At 53.5% G+C, this 16,988-nt stretch carries 12 protein-coding genes and 1 pseudogene; 11 read left to right on the top strand and 2 right to left on the bottom strand.

Annotated features, from left to right (window positions below; translation table 11 throughout):
- The first annotated feature begins 325 nt into the window (after positions 1-325).
- From PV433_RS21040 to PV433_RS21015, 6 genes are all read left to right on the top strand, one after another.
- A complete protein-coding gene (locus PV433_RS21040; RefSeq protein ID WP_332074028.1) occupies positions 326-3,133 on the top strand; it encodes an FG-GAP repeat domain-containing protein in 2,808 nt (935 codons plus the stop codon).
- A 251-nt stretch (positions 3,134-3,384) separates the two neighbouring features.
- Entirely contained in the window at positions 3,385-4,215 is an 831-nt protein-coding gene (locus PV433_RS21035; protein ID WP_332074027.1) for a hypothetical protein, read from the top strand.
- A complete protein-coding gene (locus PV433_RS21030; RefSeq protein ID WP_332074026.1) occupies positions 4,212-6,032 on the top strand; it encodes an FAD-dependent oxidoreductase in 1,821 nt (606 codons plus the stop codon). The genes PV433_RS21035 and PV433_RS21030 overlap by 4 nt, the downstream gene beginning before the upstream one ends.
- 100 nt (positions 6,033-6,132) lie before the next feature.
- Positions 6,133-6,975 (top strand): AraC family transcriptional regulator, encoded by an 843-nt coding sequence (locus PV433_RS21025; protein WP_332074025.1) that lies wholly within the window; start codon positions 6,133-6,135, stop codon positions 6,973-6,975.
- 151 nt (positions 6,976-7,126) lie between these two features.
- Complete coding sequence (locus PV433_RS21020; RefSeq protein ID WP_332074024.1) at positions 7,127-8,473, top strand: ABC transporter substrate-binding protein; 1,347 nt, start codon at positions 7,127-7,129, stop codon at positions 8,471-8,473.
- A gap of 238 nt (positions 8,474-8,711) precedes the next feature.
- Positions 8,712-9,146: an Imm12 family immunity protein gene (locus PV433_RS21015; protein WP_332074023.1), complete on the top strand. Its 435-nt coding sequence runs from the start codon at positions 8,712-8,714 to the stop codon at positions 9,144-9,146.
- Positions 9,147-9,253: 107 nt separating this feature from the next.
- Here the strand turns inward: PV433_RS21015 and PV433_RS21010 are convergent, their stop codons facing one another.
- Positions 9,254-10,111: an AraC family transcriptional regulator gene (locus PV433_RS21010; RefSeq protein ID WP_332074022.1), complete on the bottom strand. Its 858-nt coding sequence runs from the start codon at positions 10,109-10,111 to the stop codon at positions 9,254-9,256.
- 169 nt (positions 10,112-10,280) lie between these two features.
- On the opposite strand from PV433_RS21010, the gene PV433_RS21005 reads away from it, so the two are divergent.
- The 4 genes from PV433_RS21005 to PV433_RS20995 all read left to right on the top strand — a co-directional run bounded on the left by PV433_RS21005 (position 10,281) and on the right by PV433_RS20995 (position 14,024).
- Positions 10,281-11,699: an extracellular solute-binding protein gene (locus PV433_RS21005; protein WP_332074021.1), complete on the top strand. Its 1,419-nt coding sequence runs from the start codon at positions 10,281-10,283 to the stop codon at positions 11,697-11,699.
- 512 nt (positions 11,700-12,211) lie between these two features.
- Positions 12,212-12,448 (top strand): HAD family hydrolase, encoded by a 237-nt coding sequence (locus tag PV433_RS34190; RefSeq protein ID WP_442951556.1) that lies wholly within the window; start codon positions 12,212-12,214, stop codon positions 12,446-12,448.
- On the top strand, positions 12,411-13,268 hold the full coding sequence (locus PV433_RS21000) for an HAD hydrolase family protein (RefSeq protein ID WP_442951557.1): 858 nt from the start codon (positions 12,411-12,413) through the stop codon (positions 13,266-13,268). Before PV433_RS34190 ends, PV433_RS21000 begins: the two co-directional genes overlap by 38 nt.
- A gap of 144 nt (positions 13,269-13,412) precedes the next feature.
- Positions 13,413-14,024, top strand: a complete 612-nt coding sequence (locus PV433_RS20995; RefSeq protein WP_332074020.1) for a suppressor of fused domain protein — start codon at positions 13,413-13,415, stop codon at positions 14,022-14,024.
- 207 nt (positions 14,025-14,231) lie between these two features.
- Here the strand turns inward: PV433_RS20995 and PV433_RS20990 are convergent, their stop codons facing one another.
- On the bottom strand, positions 14,232-16,202 hold the full coding sequence (locus tag PV433_RS20990) for an S-layer homology domain-containing protein (protein WP_332074019.1): 1,971 nt from the start codon (positions 16,200-16,202) through the stop codon (positions 14,232-14,234).
- A 170-nt stretch (positions 16,203-16,372) separates the two neighbouring features.
- Here PV433_RS20990 and PV433_RS20985 point away from each other — a divergent pair.
- Positions 16,373-16,615, top strand: a pseudogene (locus PV433_RS20985) (ABC transporter permease); the annotation flags it as partial.
- Positions 16,616-16,988 lie beyond the last annotated feature (373 nt).

Here is a 16,988-nt window from a genome sequence, read left to right as displayed (position 1 = left end):
TTGAGAGAGGAGGTTTTGGGACTGTCCGATATGTCCTGAAAGGTTGCCGAAGTGCAATCCGGGAAATGAAAGCGCCATCATTTGTGGAGTTAAAGGTGCGCGACAACAGGGTGACGAGCAATCAACACATCTGATCAACATCGTCCGCTGAAGCCGGTCGTCGCCAGCGATGTCAAGCTGTACGAGTTCCGATCCTGGGTAATGGCGAGTGGCGGTATTATCGGCTGCGAACACAGGATGGCTAGAATGCGGAGGGTCGCCGCAAACATATTGTGCGCGGCATCTCAGTTGCCGGTACAACGGATTAGCTGATGGAGGGAAACACATGGACAGCGTTTGGAGAGAACGGGGTTTTGAAGATTTTGCGGACGGAACCTTCGGTAATGGCGGGCAAAATTTGTACGTGTCCCGCAAAGGCGTACTGCAGCGCATTTTTCGTTTCGATATCGACCGGGACGGGTATGCGGACGTAATGTTCGTTAACAGCCAGGACATGGGCGAGCGGCCTCCGGTTTATGTTTATCCTCATCCGTTCCGTCAGGAGGAGCGGCTCGAATTGCCTTCGGCCGGCTCCTATTATGGAGCACTCGGCGATTTGAACGGCGACGGCTATGAGGATCTTGTCATCGCCAACCAGCACAACGGCACGCATGCCGATGTGACGGCGTACATTTATTACGGCTCGCCGGAAGGTCTAAGCGAACGTTACAATACGGAGCTGCCCGTTCCGAATTGTCGTGCGGTTGCAATTGGCGATTTTAACGGGGACGGCTTGCCGGATATCGCTTTTGCAAGCAACGGAAAAATCGTCGTCTACCATCAGACGGCTGGCGGCTTCCGCCATACGGACAGCGTGACGCTGGACATGGAAGTGACGCATATGACCGCTGGCGATATCGACCGCGACGGCTTCGCCGATCTATATGTGCGGACGAAGGGGCGGCCGCCGTTTGTGCTGTGGGGAGGCCCCGAAGGGCTGCAGCTGTCGGCCAGCACATGGATTGGCGGGGACGACCCCGGCTCCCGACAGCTGGCTAGCACGACAGCAGGCTGGATGACCTTCGTAGAAGGCTGGACGCCGAAAATCGTCGAGCTTGGCGGGAACCCGTTCTTGTTCCGTCAGGAGAACGATGCGGCGGCGTTTTATCCTTGTTGCAGCGACCGGACGATCGGCGAGCCGATTGTGATCGGATGCCTCAATGCGGTTTCCGCAGGAGCGGCGGATTTGAACGGCGACGGCTATGAAGAAATCGTACTCGCCGTCTGCGCCGATCGGGATGCAAGCGAGCTGTCCTGGATTTATTGGGGCGGCGCGGCAGGCTTCGGGGATGACAGACGGACGGCCTTGCCGACGATCAGCGCGCGCGATGTCAGCATCGGCGATCTGGACGGCGACGGCATGCCGGAGATTGTCCTCTGCCAAGGCCGGACGAACGTGATGAATACGACGGAGTCGCTGATTTATAAAGTTCATCAGCCCGTTGAGTGCAATGAAACGGTCCGACTCGCCGACCCGATTCGGCTGGTTACGCATGACGCTGCGACAGCGCTGGTCGGACGGACTTCGGACGCCGAGCGTCCGCAGATCATTTTTATCAACCATGTGTCGGGACGGGTGAGAGGGGATGTGCCGGCTTACGCCTATCTCGGCGGCCCTAACGGCTTCGATGAAAGCCGCCGCATCGAATTTCCGGGCTGGGCGGCCGTCGATTCGATCTGCTGTGACTTCAACGATAACGGTTGGGGTGATGTTCTTATCGCCAACTGCGCGGAGAACGCCCCGCATCTCGACCCGGGATCGTTCCTTTATTGGGGCGGGCCGGACGGTTTCGATCCGGACCATAAACAGATTCTTCCTACGCTGCGCGCGCACGGCAGCGCGGTCGGCGACTTCCGCCACAGCGGTTATTTGGACCTGGCGGTCGTCGGCGTCAGCAACCCGGAGCTGCTCATCTTCAGAGGCGGCCCGGACGGCTTCGATACGGCGAATCCTCAGCGCATTTTGATGGACCCGAATATGAAGGAGTACATTCCGGTTAAAGCGCTGCATTCGTACGGGGACCCTGTCGGCCTCGCTTACCGGGAGCCCAGATGGATGCTGTCGGCGGATTTCAATAACGATGGCTGGCTGGATTTGTTCGTATCGCAAATATTCGGCTTCAGCTATATTCTTTGGGGCGGGCCTGATGGTTATTCGATGGAGCGTTCGACCCGTCTCAACTGCGATGGCGGCATATGCGCACAGGCGGCCGATCTGACCGGCAACGGCTGGCTTGATCTGATCGTCGGCGGCCATCTGGTCATGGGCAAAAATGCGAAGTACGAATCGTATATTTACATTTATTGGGGCGGTCCCGACGGGTATCGCGAGGAACGCCGCGCCCAGCTGCCGGCCCATACCGCGAATGCGCTGACGATTGCGGATTTCAACCGGGACGGTATTCTCGATATTTTTGCCACCTCTTATAACAGCGGCCGGGAACGCGATATCGACGCGTACTTGTACTGGGGGCAGCCAGGCGGCCGTTACTCGTCGGATAATCGGCTGCAGCTGCCTGCTCATTCGTCGTGCGGCGCGATGGCGATCGACTTTGACGAGGACGGATGGACCGATCTCGCGATCGCGAATCATAAAACGTACGGCGACCATGTCGGATACTCCTATGTCATGTGGAACGGTCCGGAAGGCTTCTCGCCGAACCGGAGGACGAAGCTGCCGACAATGGGTCCGCACGGCATGATGTCCATAGATCCGGGCAATATCGTCGACCGCGGCCCGGAGGAGTTTTATATATCGAGCGCTCACGAGCTTCCCGAGGGAGAGCGGGCTGCCCGCATCGGCTGGGAGGCGGAGCTTCAGCCAAAAACGTGGGTGAAGGCGCAGCTCCGATTCGCGGACAACCGCGAGGAACTGGAGCAAGTCGCGTGGCAAGGACCGGGAGGCGCCGCCGAGGCATGGTTCGAGAACGGCCAGTCTGCAGCCGGTGTGCGGCAAGCCGGCCGCTGGGTGCAATACCGTTTGGCGCTCGGCGCCGTCAACGGCGGCAACAGCCCGCGGGTGACGGAGGTTTGGTTGGAGTCCGAGCGGTTGGCCAAGGCGAGCGGCTACACGTTCCATAGCAGCTTCGGATAGATTATGATTTTCCTGATTATAAGTTGATGGTTATTCTGATGAAGCGCCTTGTGGTGGATGTCCGCCAAGGGCGCTTTTTTCGTCTGCCGCTGCAGCCGCAATCCAACAGTCCAATACTGGGAGTGATTGTGTAGTTTCGGTAAAGAAGACGAATCTCCATGTTTTCGATTGCTTTCTTCATTCTCAATTCCGGGGCCCTTCCGTATAGTTAGGGCAAACGATTCGTCGTTTTGGAAAGGGGGCCGCAACCATTGAAACATATCCCGCTGCTTATTGTCGGCGCGACGTTTGCCGGACTGGGCTACTCAAGCGAGTCGGGACCGGAGGCACTGGTCGTCGAGCCGTTCTCGCAGCCCGGCCATGAATTTATTAGCAGCTATCGCCCGGGCGAGCAGTGGCCGCGTACAGCCCGGACAGAGGTCGGCGGGCGCTTGCTGGAGGAACTGGAACGCAGGGGAGTGCTGACCGCAGATCGCCGATTGCATGTTCCTGCTGTACTGCCGATCATCTGCCGCTGGATTCGGGAACAACGGCTTCAACTGCTGCTGATGACGCATATTGTGCGAATCGCCCCGCATCCGGATGGCTATGAGGTGACATTGGCTCATGCGTCCGGGATGGAGACGCTTGTAGCCGGGCGAATCGTCGATACGACGTCAGGCGGCTTGCCGCTGACGGGTGAGAAGGGGACCGCAATCGTCCACAAGCGGATCAATGCGCTGCTGCACTGTGCGACTCTGGAAACGGACACGTCGGTTCCGTTGCCGGAATCGTTCGACGAACGCTTGTCGTTTTACCGCGGACCCTTCGTTTCCGAGGCGATCGCAAGCTTCGAGCTTGCGGCGCATGATGACTGGTCGACAGCCAGACGGAAGCTGTATACGGCGTGGCGCGGTCGTCCCGCAGCCTGGCAGCCCTGGACGATCGCCGCCATCGCGGATACGTTCGAACAGCGCGTCGGGAAAGGGCCGGCGGTCCTCCGTACGAATTGGACCCGGCTGCCATCCTGCGCATATGCGAATCTGCTGGAAGCGCTGGAGGAAGGCGTACTGGCGGCGAGGAAGGAAGGAGGTGACCTATGAAACTGCTGCAATGGATCAACAAGCAAAGCGTGGCGACCGTGGTCGACCAGCCGCGATTCGCGCGGACGTTTGACGCGATCGTAGTTGGTCTGGGTACGGCCGGATCGGTAGCCGCCATCGAAGCCGCGCGTTCGGGACTGTCCACGCTCGGCATCGAGCGGCAGACGAGCATGGGTGGCACGGGCACCAACGGCCATGTCGCGTATTACTATTTCGGCGACAAAGGCGGCTTGTACGAGCAGTTGGATGAGCGGGCGGCACAGCTCGAGAAGGAAGGCTGCTTCACCGACGGGGCCGGCGTCGAAGCGAAGAAGCTGGCGCTGGAGGAAGCGGCGCTTCATGCCGGCGTCACGATCGGCTACGAATGTACGGCGATCGGCCTCTATATGGAAGGCGGGACGATTGCCGGCGTCCGGTGGATCGGCCCCGACGGCGTACAGGAAGCAGGCTGCCGCGTCGTGATCGACTGCTCCGGAGACGCAGAGATTGCCGTTATGGCCGGGTGCACGGCCCGCTTCGGTCGCGGCAGCGACGGGACGACGCACGCTTATTCCAATGTCGTCTCCCTGCTTCGCAACGGGAGAGTCAAGTCGTTTTATACGGACTCGGGATATGTCGATCATACCGACGCCGCCGAGTTGACGGAGGCGCTGCTCGCTTCTACGACGCTGCCGACGCATTTGAAGCACACCTATGGCGAAAGCGACAGGCTGCTCAAGGTCGCGCCGCAGCTGGGCATTCGCGAAGGACGGCTCATTAACGGAGATCCAACGCTTACCTTCGAACGATTTGTCCGGGGGGAATGGACCGGTGAACCGCTGTTTTACGCCTATGCCAATCTCGACAACCATGCCAAGGATCTGGCTCTGGAGAGCGAACTGCAGCAGGAATGGTCGGTTGTCAGCGGATTGTGGAGCCTGCGGATCGCCGTACCGGTTCCGTTGGCGGCGTTGATCCCGCAAGGAACGGCTAATTTGCTGGTGGCGGGACGCAGTCTGGCGGTCGATCACGATCTCGCCTCCTGTGTCCGGATGAAGCGGGATATGCAGAAGTGCGGCGAAATCGCCGCCAAGGCCGCCTATCTGGCGGTGCGCGATAACACGGCCGTCCGAGAAGTGCCCTATGCCGAGCTGCGCCGGCTGCTGGAGCGTTCCGGCTGTGCGTCAGAAGCGCCGGATACGGTCGAATGGATGACCGGACAAGATGCGATCCGCAGCGGACTGGACTCCGAGACACCAGGCATCGCGATCTGGTCGTCAAGGCGGCTTGGCGGCCCGATGATCGGACCGCTGCGCGAATGGTGCGCGCACAAGAAGGACGGCCATCTGCGCAAGCACAGCGCATTGGCCCTGGGACTGCTCGGGGATGAGGGAGCGATCCCGGTACTGCGCGAAATGGTGCTGGAGCGCGATGCGTTTATGTCCGGCACGAGCCATATGTACAGCCAGTTCCGGGCGCACGCGGCCATTTATTTGCTGGGCAAGCTCGGGGACGCGGAGATCGTGCCCGAGCTGGAACGGATCATCGCGGAGCCGGGCAGCCGGGAGCCGGAGGAGAGCTGGATTCGCAACAAGTTTATCGTGAGCGCCGACGATTACCGTTTTCAGTATGTATCGTACGCGTTGCTGGCGCTGCTGCGCATCGGCGGCCGGCACGCTTCCGTCCGTGAGCGCATCGCCGCCTTCGTTCGGAGCGAGGTGCTGGACGAGTCGTTTCAGGCACGGTATTACTTGAACAGCGTACCGGAATACAAGCTGCCTCACCACGCAACCGCGCAGTTGCAGCGGCTCACACGCGACCGGCTCGCCTCGTGGTAAAATGTACGCAAGGCGGCCGGACGTGCGGGAATACCTGAGCGCGTAAGTCCACGGCAAGCGGCAGACAGCCGCAGCAGCCTATTTGCGGAGGCGGGACACAATGCAGCATCAGTACGACTTTTGGAACCAGCTTCATCCCCAGGTGTGGTTGATTACGAAACGGGAAACCCCGTTTTGGGAAGAAATGAATTACGCGTTCGGGGAATTTTGCAAAATCCATAAATTGTCGATCGTTTGCGGCGGTTCCGGCCGTCTGGTGTACAACAGCGAGGAAACGGCGTTGCAGCCGGGCATGGTCGTTTATTCGTCTCCCGGCAACGACATTCATTTGATTAGCTCCAGGCAAGACCCGCTTCAATTTTACTCGGTTATGTTTCACTATACGCTCGTCCGCTGGGAAGGGTGGAACCGCCCGTCGCTGCAAGCGGGAAATGGCGGGCATAAGCTGCCGCTCCAGCCGTTCTCGAAGCTTCGTCACGCCAATGCGGCCACCGTCATTTTGCAGCACATGCATACCTGCTGGAACAGCAAAAAGGTCGGTTACGAATGGAAGGTGAATCTCGCTTTCAAAAACCTCCTGTCCGAACTGCTCAACCAGCAAATCCGTTCCAAAGGCGACGAGGAAGCGGCGCTTGCGCTGGTCAATAAAGTGATCGGCTACATTAACGAGCGGTATCCCGAGAAGCTGGACCGCAAAGCGATGGCCGATTATGTCTCGTTATCGCAAAGCTATTTGTCGCTGCTGTTCAAAAAGTATACCGGCTGGTCGCCCGTGCAATATTTGATCAAAATCCGCATGGATAAAGCAAAGGAGCTGCTTCGCGACAGCCGCAAAAGTATCGGCGAAATTGCCGCCGAGGTCGGCTATACGGACCCGTTGTATTTCTCCAGAGTGTTTGCGCAGTACACGGGGCTTGCCCCGAAGGCATACCGCAAAGGATGAGGGCGATTGCGGGTTTGCTGGCACGCTCAAGCTCTAGGTGAGATGCAGCTTAACGGAAGCCGTTACCCTAGCCGTAAGCCGGACAAGGCTAACCGAGAATGAGCAGCTTTACAGGAATAGAAAGATTGAACCGATGGGGGAGTTCCGAACCATGATGCGAAAAATGAATTGGAAGCTTGTGGGACCTGCTTTTGCGGTCGTAGCATTGGTGTCCGGATGTGGCGGGGGAGAGAGCGGGGGCAGCACGCCGAAGGCCGCGCCCTCCGGGCAAGCGGCTCCAGCGGCAGTCGATTATAATGAAGCCGCGGAGCTGACGATTTACGCGAGCAGTTCCTCATTTACCGAGGACATCTTCAAGTCGAGAGTCGAGCGTTATGTCCGCAGTAAATTTCCAAACTACAAGCTGAACTATGTCAAGCCCGGCAGCAGGACCGTGCCGGATATGATCGCCACCCAAAACGTGCCGGACATTTTCCTGTTCGCCCTGCCCGAAATGCAAAAAAATTTGCTCCCTAACGGCTTGCAGTACGATCTGACCGAGCTGATCGCCAAGTACAAGGTCGATCTGAACCGATTCGAACCGGGCCTGCTGCAGACGTTCCGCGACGTATCGGGCGACGGCAAGCTGTTCGGTCTGCCGGAGAGCACCAATCCGCACGTCATGTTCTACAACAAAGATATTTATGACAAGTTCGGCGTTACGTATCCCAAAAACGGCATGACGTGGGATGAAGCGTACGAGATGAGCCGCAAGATGACCAATTTCCAGGACGGGATTCAGTACCGGGGCGTCACGATGTTTTTTCGCACCATGCTGACCAACAACGCGGAGTCGCTGCCGATCATCGACGCCAAAACCGGCCGTGCCGCTGTTAATACGGCGCCTTGGAAAACTATATTCGATAATGCCAAGCGCTTCTACGAAGTGAACGGCATGCTGACCGGCTACAAGCCGGGCGACGGCGCAGCGGAGCTGACGGCCTTTTATACGAACAAAAACATAGCGGCCGTTATTTCCCCGCTTTCCGCATATACCCGAGCGGGTATGAATGATATCGAGTGGGACATGGTGTCCGTTCCGGTCTCATCCGCGCAGCAAAATACGGGGCTGCAGGTGGAGCCGAGAGCCTGGTTCATATCCAACACGAGCAAGTCGAAGGAACAGGCATTCCAGGTGCTGCTGCACGTGCTGTCCGACGAGGTCGAGCTGGCCAACAGCAAGTCCGGCAAGACGACAAGCTTGCAAAATGAAACGATCGCCAAAGCGTTCGGCGCCGATCTGGAGCTGCTAAAGGGTAAAAACACGAGCGCCGCCTTCCACAACAAGGTCGCCCCGAGTCCGCAGGCGCCCGAGCTGGCTACCAATGGCGCGAACTTGCTCAGCAAGGAGTTCGATGACGTCATTCAAGGCCATAAGGACGTCAATACGGCGCTGCGCAATGCGGAAGAAACGATCAACAAAGCAATCGAAGAGGAAATAGCCAAAACAGGCAAATAAGCATAAACCGAAAAACTTCTCAAAGAACCGCATCTCCCCTGTATTCGCAGCGGATGCGGTTTTTGCTTTTTTTACATTTAGGATATTTTCAAGGATAAGGAAATGCTTGGCATGGGCAGTTATGCGTAATAGCAGACGGTAGTCATTTATGATAATATTTGGCTAATGGGGGAAGACCGGTTGAAACCGGGTACTCGTCCGGCACGGATCTATGTACATAACGGGAGGGGATCGCGAATTGGAGCTCACGATACGAACGATTTATGGCGGTGCGGAGAGGGTCACGCCCGGCGTCGTCCAATCGGTGCGCGACTTACGACAACGCATAAAAGCTTCTATGCAGGATGCCGTGTTTTCCTGCTTGCAGGAAATGGATGTATGCTTATGTTTTAACGGGGATGTTTCGACGTATTATGACAAATCAGGCATATACCAGCCGCTCTTTTATAAAACCAAACAAAAATTTATAACTACAATATGCTTGGATGCATCAGAATGGAGCGGAGACCCCGAGGAGGACACGAGCACATTTCACACCTTATTTCGGGACTATCTGCTGGAAGCGGGTGCGATCGTAGAAACAAAAGCTTCCAAAAACAAACTGGAATTTGAAAGACCGTTGTTCGAGCGGTGTATTCGTAACGCTTTTGGAGACAGCAGCTCTTTAGATTGAATAAAGCAGCAAACCATGGAACGATCGGGCGTTTCTTTCATTTCGAAGGATATATGTTCTTGTCCTTGACTAAGGGCAAAACATATATCCTTTGCCGGATCAAGCAGTTAATGATGACGGTATTGTTTCGGCGTCATGCCCAACCGTTTTTTGAATATGCTGCAAAAATAGTTAAAGTTCACCCAGCCCGATTTTTCACCGATTTCCTGCACCGATGCGGCCGTCGTTTTCAGCAGAATGCACGCTTGTTTGATACGCCGGTCGGTCAAAAACTCCATAATGGTCTTGCCCGTCGTCTGGCGGAATATATAGGACGCATAATTCGGAGAGATATGCACCGCCTGGGCTAACGCTTCAAGCTGAAATTCCTGCTCATAATTTTCGTTAATCCACCGGATCATTTTCGCTACAGTCGGCTCGGCGGCCTGTTTTTTCTGCTTCGATACCATTCCTGTTTTCCATAGCGGATACAAGTAGTGAAATACATTTACGAGAAACAGCGCATTGCCTTCCATCTTGTTGTAGAAAGGATACCGCTGCAGCCGTTCGTAATTTTCCCGGAGAAACTGCTCGAAGTTTTTCCAATCCGGCACATATTGCACTTGGGAGGTCGATGTATCGCTGCATATGTAGTCATGAAATTCGCGCAGCTGCGGAAACGCTTTCAAATTCTCCGTAAGATAGCTATGCTCATACTTTATCAGCGATCGGATATAAGGTTTGCCGGGGCCGATCTGCATTTGCAGATAATGAGGCTGGTACGGTTTGAGGAATATCAATGTACCGGGTTTTACTTCATATATGCTCTGCTCCAGAATGAGCTGACCTGAACCTTCATGCACAAATATCATTTCAATACCGGGATGGAAATGAAATAGCTGCTTGAAATACCGGGAGTTGTCAAAAAACATATCGAGCTTAACCGGGGCGTCAATCAGAAACGGGCAATGTTCAAAAATCAACATAATTCCTCCGATAATATTCGACGTATTTAATTAGCATTTTACCATAAGAAATCGCAACTTTGATATACCGCATTTATGATATTCTCAGGTTGTAGGGTTATAATCGATTTATGGATAGAGCGCTTACAACTCCAACATATGCGCTCAAACAAAAAGGGAGGCGTCGAGAATGGTTAAAAAGAGAACTAAAATCGAACTTGCGGAGAGTCGCGCAACAAAAAACGACAATAGGCACATAGGTGTTAATTTAGCAAAGTTCGTCAAAAACGCTGCAATATTCGGACTGCTCGCCGCAGTAGCGTCAGCATGCTCGGGCGCCAACACCGGAGGGAGTACGACTGCAGGGACGGCTGCTGGGACGACTGATAGCGGCAAAGTCCCGGAAGTGAAAAAGAAAGAGCCGGTCGATCTTGTCTTCTTCCAAACCTCAAGCGGTTGGACGGAAGCTATGTTTATGGAACAGTATGGGGACGCGATAAAAACAAAATTCCCCCACATGAATATTAAATTTATTCCAAGCGCGAAAACGACCGATTTGATTGCAAGCGGAACGACTATTGACGTATTGTTTTCGTCAGTCGGACATATTCATGCGCATCTGATTGCCAATAACATGCAGTACGATATGACCGAGCTGATCAAAAAGAACAATTATGATTTAAACCAATTAGAGCCTTCAACGGTTGAGCTTATGAAAAAAATCGCAAATGGCGGAATGTACGGACTGCCGGTTACGAATACAGTAAGTGTACTATCCTATAATAAGGATCTGTTCGACAAATTCGGTGTCAGCTATCCGAAAGATGGAATGACATGGGACGACACCTATGAATTAGCCAAGAGAATGACAAGAACCGAAGGTGGCGTAAATTATCGCGGATTGGTAGCCTCGGTGGAACACATCGCTCAGACGAACCAGTTCTCTGCAGGTTATGTGGATCCTAAAACGGATAAGTCTTTGTTCACGACGAATGAAAACTGGAAAAAAATCGCGGACAATCTCTCTCGTTTCTATAAAATACCTGGAAATGAGGTCGATTCCAAGACTGGCGTCTTACTCGCGCAGGTGGATGCATTCCGAAAAGACTTGACCGTAGCTATGATGGCTCACCTTGCTATCCCCGATAAAAATGATGCCATAAAAAATTGGGACATGGTCAAGCTCCCGGAATTTAAAGAGCTTCCCGGTGTAGGTTCGCAACCTTATCCGACCTATTTCGACATTACTTCGATGAGCAAGCATAAAGATGAAGCGTTTGAAGCGATCGCATTCTTAACGTCGGAAGAGTTCCAGTTGAAGCTGGCGAAGCGTGGAGACGTGCCTGTTCATAAGAGTCAAGCCGTACGCAACGCATTCGGGCAAGAAGTGGAGCACTTGAAGGGTAAAAATATTAAAGCTCGGCTTCCGGAGAAGCTGGCCGAACCTATGGCGATGACAACTTATGATGCTCAAGCTAAAACAAAATGGGTGACCCACATGAACCAATTGATCACAGGAACCGGAAATGATGATATCAATACACTGCTGAGGAAAGCGGCGGAAGAAGCGGATAAAGATATTGAGACGATCAAAGCATCGAAAAAGTAAGCGGTTACTCTCGAAGCAACGCGCAAGTAACGATTCCATCCGTCCGCCCAGAGTTGGTCCAAAATCGTTATAACAAAACGGTCCATAGCGGGATGCGACATCGTCCAGTATACTAAAAGTATCCTGCAGGAAGGGAGCGTGATGGAATTGAACATGCAGACAAAGGTGATTTCGGTTTAACGACCGACCTGCGTCGGTTCCGTCGAACCGATTGAGCCCACAAACAACCGCCGCGGCATTTGATGCTGCGGCGGTTGTTTTGTCTCCAACCACAACATCGCCCGAATGTTCGGCTAGTTCCTGAAGCTGCTTTTCCATAAGCTCGTCGTCACGGATGCGAAATTGGAATTGGATTATATGGAGGAAGACTAAAATGTACTAAAGACTCCTATTTTGTTCCAAGCTCGCGTGCACGTTTGGCGAGGGTGAACATAACCTGCTCACAAAAAAAAGACTATCACAAGCATCTCTATTCCGATATAATTGGAGGAATTTAACTATGGAATGTGGGGATGCAGATGTCAGAAATACAGGCAATTGTGCTAGACTTGGATGGAACCTTACTCGATAGCAGCAAATCCATATCTCCTCGGAATTATGATGCAGTTAAGCAGTGTTTTGAAGCCGGAATTCATGTTATTGTCGCTACAGCACGTCCGCCTAGAGTCGCTAAACGATTCGTAAAAAGATCTTCCATTTGCAGAGTACCTTATTTTCTACAATGGTGCCTTAATAACAAACGAATCTAAACAACTTCAGCGGCACATCTGCATCCCCACAGAGATCAGCCAGCAGATTATTAAATTCATTGAGCTAAGCGAGCCCCACTCTACCATCTACTATGAAGTTAATGACTCCTGGTATACGTGCACACCGATTCCCGACTCCGAGTCCGCCAAGTTTGACGCCCGTTCGGGTGAATCTAGACCAGAGGTAGTCGACTCTAATTTTATCTATTCCCTATCTCCGACTAAAATTCTGGTTGTGAGTTACAGCTCATGGAACGAGCTTGCCCGGCAATTCGGTAACCAAGTCAACGTAATCGCAACGGATGAAGGAGTATTGGTTCAAATTATGCATAAATCCGCTTCAAAAGAGGATGCCGTGCAGTGGGTTTTAAATGAAGTCGGGATTAGCCCGGACCATGTCATGGCATTTGGTGACGACTTTAACGATTTGGGACTTTTTCATAAATGCGGATTTCCCATTGCCATGGGGAACGGGATAACGGAACTGAAAAATTGTGCAAAGTACGTTACCGAATCCAACGATAACGATGGTGTTGCAGTAGCACTTGAGAAATTTGTGCTCAATCAAGTAAATAACGAAGAGTGGGGGAGTGTGAGTAAAGAGGGCGTGCGTATTAGAGAGACAGGCGAGATCATTACGGTGAATGTGTACAAGACCAGTCTGGACCGGAAGGAAGATCTCGAACGTCAAGCTGGAGAGAAAATCGAAAAGGCTCGAGAGGAAGCATTAACGAAGATTCGTGAGCGATACGAGCAACGGAAGCAATCGGAACGTCGGCGGCCAGCCTCCGGCGGCGAACTGGAGGATGACGATCGTTGACAGCTTACCGGAACCGTTTGGGTGGGGAATCGTTTTCGGCTTTACCCGATCTGGCCAATAAACATCAACGGCACTTGTCCCATTCCGTCCGCGGCTAAGTAGCCATTGCGTTTTGTTAGCTAACCAACCAGAAAGGGGATAGGTGTGCAAATCAACCGAGAATCGAGTCAAGAAAAACTGCTGAACCTTGATATCAAACGAACCATTATTCTTAATTTGTATATGAAAGAATGGTCTATGCCGGAATACAGAGTTATAATGACAAAACCGGAGATTGGCGTATATATCGAGATCTATTATTTTCCGTCAACGAATGAAAACAATCCTGCAAGATTCGCAACTGTCGGCCTATCGAATTCCGTTCGAAAAACTGGAAAACCAACCGAGACGGAATGGATGCTAGCTTTAACACCCGATATGGGACAAGAGAGCGTCGATCGCATATTCTCGTATTTCTGCGACCTACTTGCCCATACTATTGAAAATGTAAAATCTTCGGAAGTCCCACGAGTAATGACTGAGAGCGCACTCGCCCCAGAGAACTGGACTGCAAAAGCCCTGTTGATTGATGAACTAAGGGGGGAAAGTGAGGACTTGGAAGAAATACAAATAGGTGAAGAAATAATTAGTGTCTTGTGGGTTATACCCATTACTGATAAAGAAGCACGTCTAATTTTAGAAGAAGGCATAGATGCTTTTGATGCTTATACAGAAAAGCTGCAGCATTCCATAATAGATCCCACCCGTCCTTATTAATAAGCAGATCAATTTGTAATGCATCTAGCCAAAAGGCACGATAACGAAATGGTTATTTTGGAGCAAGCGCCAGGTGAACCTGCTCTTTTTGTATTCTTCAATCAGGTGCGTCCCTTCTTCCAAGTCCTTGGTGAGTACTCCTGTTACCTCAAAGCACAAGTTGCAATTTTTCTTTCAAGGGGACCCTAGGGTCCCCGGCTAGTTGACTTATAGATCCAGCATGCGGACGATGGCCGCAGCCGATTCCGCGCGAGTAGTCGAGGTCTTCGGCCGAACCTTGTTATCGTTCATGCCGCCGAGAAGCGAATGCCGAGAAGCGATGTACGCTGATCCTCGCGCCCAGTCCGAAAGATCGGCGTCATCCGCGTAACCGCTGGCAGGCGCGGGGTCCGGTGCTGGTTTGCCCGAGGCGCGTACGACCATCGCCAGCATTTCCTCATGCGTGATGTGGTTCGACGGAAGAAACGTTCCGTCGGAATTGCCCCTTACAATATGGAGCTGAGCAGCTTGAGCGACGGCCTTGGCCGCCCACGAAGGGATATCGTGTTGGTCCGTGAACGGCAGAGCAATGCCTTCGACATCCGGCTTCAAAGCCCGCATGAGCATCACCGCGAACTCCGCTCTTGTCACGCTCTTTTCCGGCTTAAACGTCCCGTCTTCGTATCCGAAGACGATTCCTTGTTCGACCGCTTTCGTTATCTCAGATTTAGCCCAATGGCCCTCGATATCCGTCAACACGAGGAGGGGGGGCGGCGAGGCGCTGACGTTCACTTCGCTGATCGCCATGTAACCTCCTTCGTCCGTCGATGCGATCACCTTCGTTTTGCCCGCCGACACAGCCGTTACGATACCCGAGCTGTTGACGTGGGCGACGTTGGGGTTATCGCTCTTCCAATTGACTTTGCGATTGACCGCTACGGAGGGAGCGACGGTAGCGGTTAGCGCCGTGCTCTGTCCGGCTTGTAGCTCGATCGCCGGCTTATCCAGCGTAACGCTGGCAACTGGCGGCGTTCCGAGTGCGAACAGCCCGAAGCCGCTGGCAAACAGGGTGCCGTCGGAGGAGAAAACGATATTCCCGTGGCCGCCGCCGCTGTTATGAGGCACTTCGGCTATCCACTTGGCATTGCCGTCGACGGCGGCAATCGCGTACAAATATTGACCATCGCTGCTGTAGACATACGCAAGCTCTCCCGGGCCGGCGACGATTCGCGTGATGGAATTGGTAAATTTGGTGATCCATTTCACGTCCATGGCAGCGTTTAATCCGATCAGCTTGCCATTGACGAGTCCGACGTACAATTCGCCGGCTTTGCCGATTACCGGGGTCGTCGAAATGTCCGCGGACGCCGTATACTGATCTTTAACGCTCCCGTCCGGCTTGTAGGCGACGACAGTGTTTTTATTGGCTACGGCGTACACGGTTCCGTCGGAGCCGAGAGCGGTGCCGAAAAAGTTAGCGGAGCCGCTGCCGCCGGTCATGTCGCGTGACCATTTCAAGCTGCCGTCCGGCTTGACCGAGTAGAGACTCGACTTGCCGGATACGGCGTACACCGTGCCGTCGGCGGCGACGCTGAGCGAATGCGGGAGTACCGAAGGCACATCGACCGACCGGATAATCGAACCGTCATCGGGGTCGATCCATACGATTTTATCCGATACTGCGAGCACAATCGTTCCGTCCGCCAGGAAAGAAATCTTCCCCGTGATCGAACCGGAGTACGTCCATCCGATCCGTCCGTCTTTGAATATTTGCTGAAGTCCGCCTCCCCCTCTTGCAGCGTACAAGGTGCCATCCGGTCCGATGGTCGTGTCGTAATAGCCGTTGTCGGAGAGGAGGCTCCACAACAGCTTGCCGTTAGGCGCGATGGCGGCCAGTCCGTCACCGTCGGAGTATTTGTTCCAGCTTCCGACGTATAAGGTGCCGTCCGCTGCCAGGCTCGGAGCATAGTACGCTCCCTTGAGCTGGGAAAACTCCCAACGGCGCTCGATCAACGGAGCGTTCGCCAAGGACCCAGAAGGGAAATCGTCATCGGGATCGATCAATATGATCGGTACAGAGGGGATAGACGGGAGCGTCGGCTTAATCATCGGCTCCGCTGCCGAAGCGGTCAATGGCGAGATGGCGAGTAACCCGAGTATAAGTAGTAATGAAACCTTGTGTCGTCGCAAAATGGTCATGGAATTCCTCCAATGTTAAAATATTCCGGCGGGATTCGGATACTCCAATTATATGATTAGATGGTGTTCCAGCGATATGGAAACTGTTAAATTTCTTTTGTCTCCCGAGAGCGTTGCCACCCTGATCCGCAAGTACCGTATCTACGTTTGTTGCAATTGTGGGTATGTAGCTTTTTATGCTGTTTGTTTATGTGTTTGGCGGCGCAATCCAAACTGGTGCGGAGAACTATGTGAATTACCTGTTGCCCGGCATCCTGCTGATTGCGATTGCCAGCGCAATCTCTTATACGGCTTACCGTCTGTTTTTGGATAAGCAACGGGGCATCATTGAGCGGTTCCATACGATGCCGATTGCGAGTTCCGCTGTGTTGTGGGGCCACGTGCTGACCTCGGTGGTATCCAACGCCGTTTCACATGAATCGAGCAGTTCCTTCAGCAAACGGATACAAGAGCTCGGCCGGGGAGAGAAGAACCGAATAAGAGCGGTTTGGGAGGCTGTCGATTCAATGTGTAGAAGTGTTAGCAGGCCGTTCCAAGTGAAAAGTTACCTTCTTCTGCTCAAACAGGTTGTCCGGAATCCCTTGATTGAATAAGGATTGTAAGGTAGGGGATTCCAGACGGAGCCGTTATTTTGTCTACAACCCGCTTGGATGCAGATATAAGAGCGGTTTGTAGCCGCTAATATCCGCGAAACGGGTGCAGACCCGACCGAGTGGTTGAAATAAGGGGTGCAAACCGCCTCTATTTGTCTCGGTTAGCCCAATATGCCGAAAATAAAGGGTGCCA

It is taken from the genome of Paenibacillus sp. GYB004 (assembly GCF_036577605.1).
Classification (GTDB): domain Bacteria; phylum Bacillota; class Bacilli; order Paenibacillales; family NBRC-103111; genus Paenibacillus_AB; species Paenibacillus_AB oceani.
Note: the sequence above shows the minus strand (reverse complement) of the source record. Positions and strands in the feature narration are given on the sequence as shown.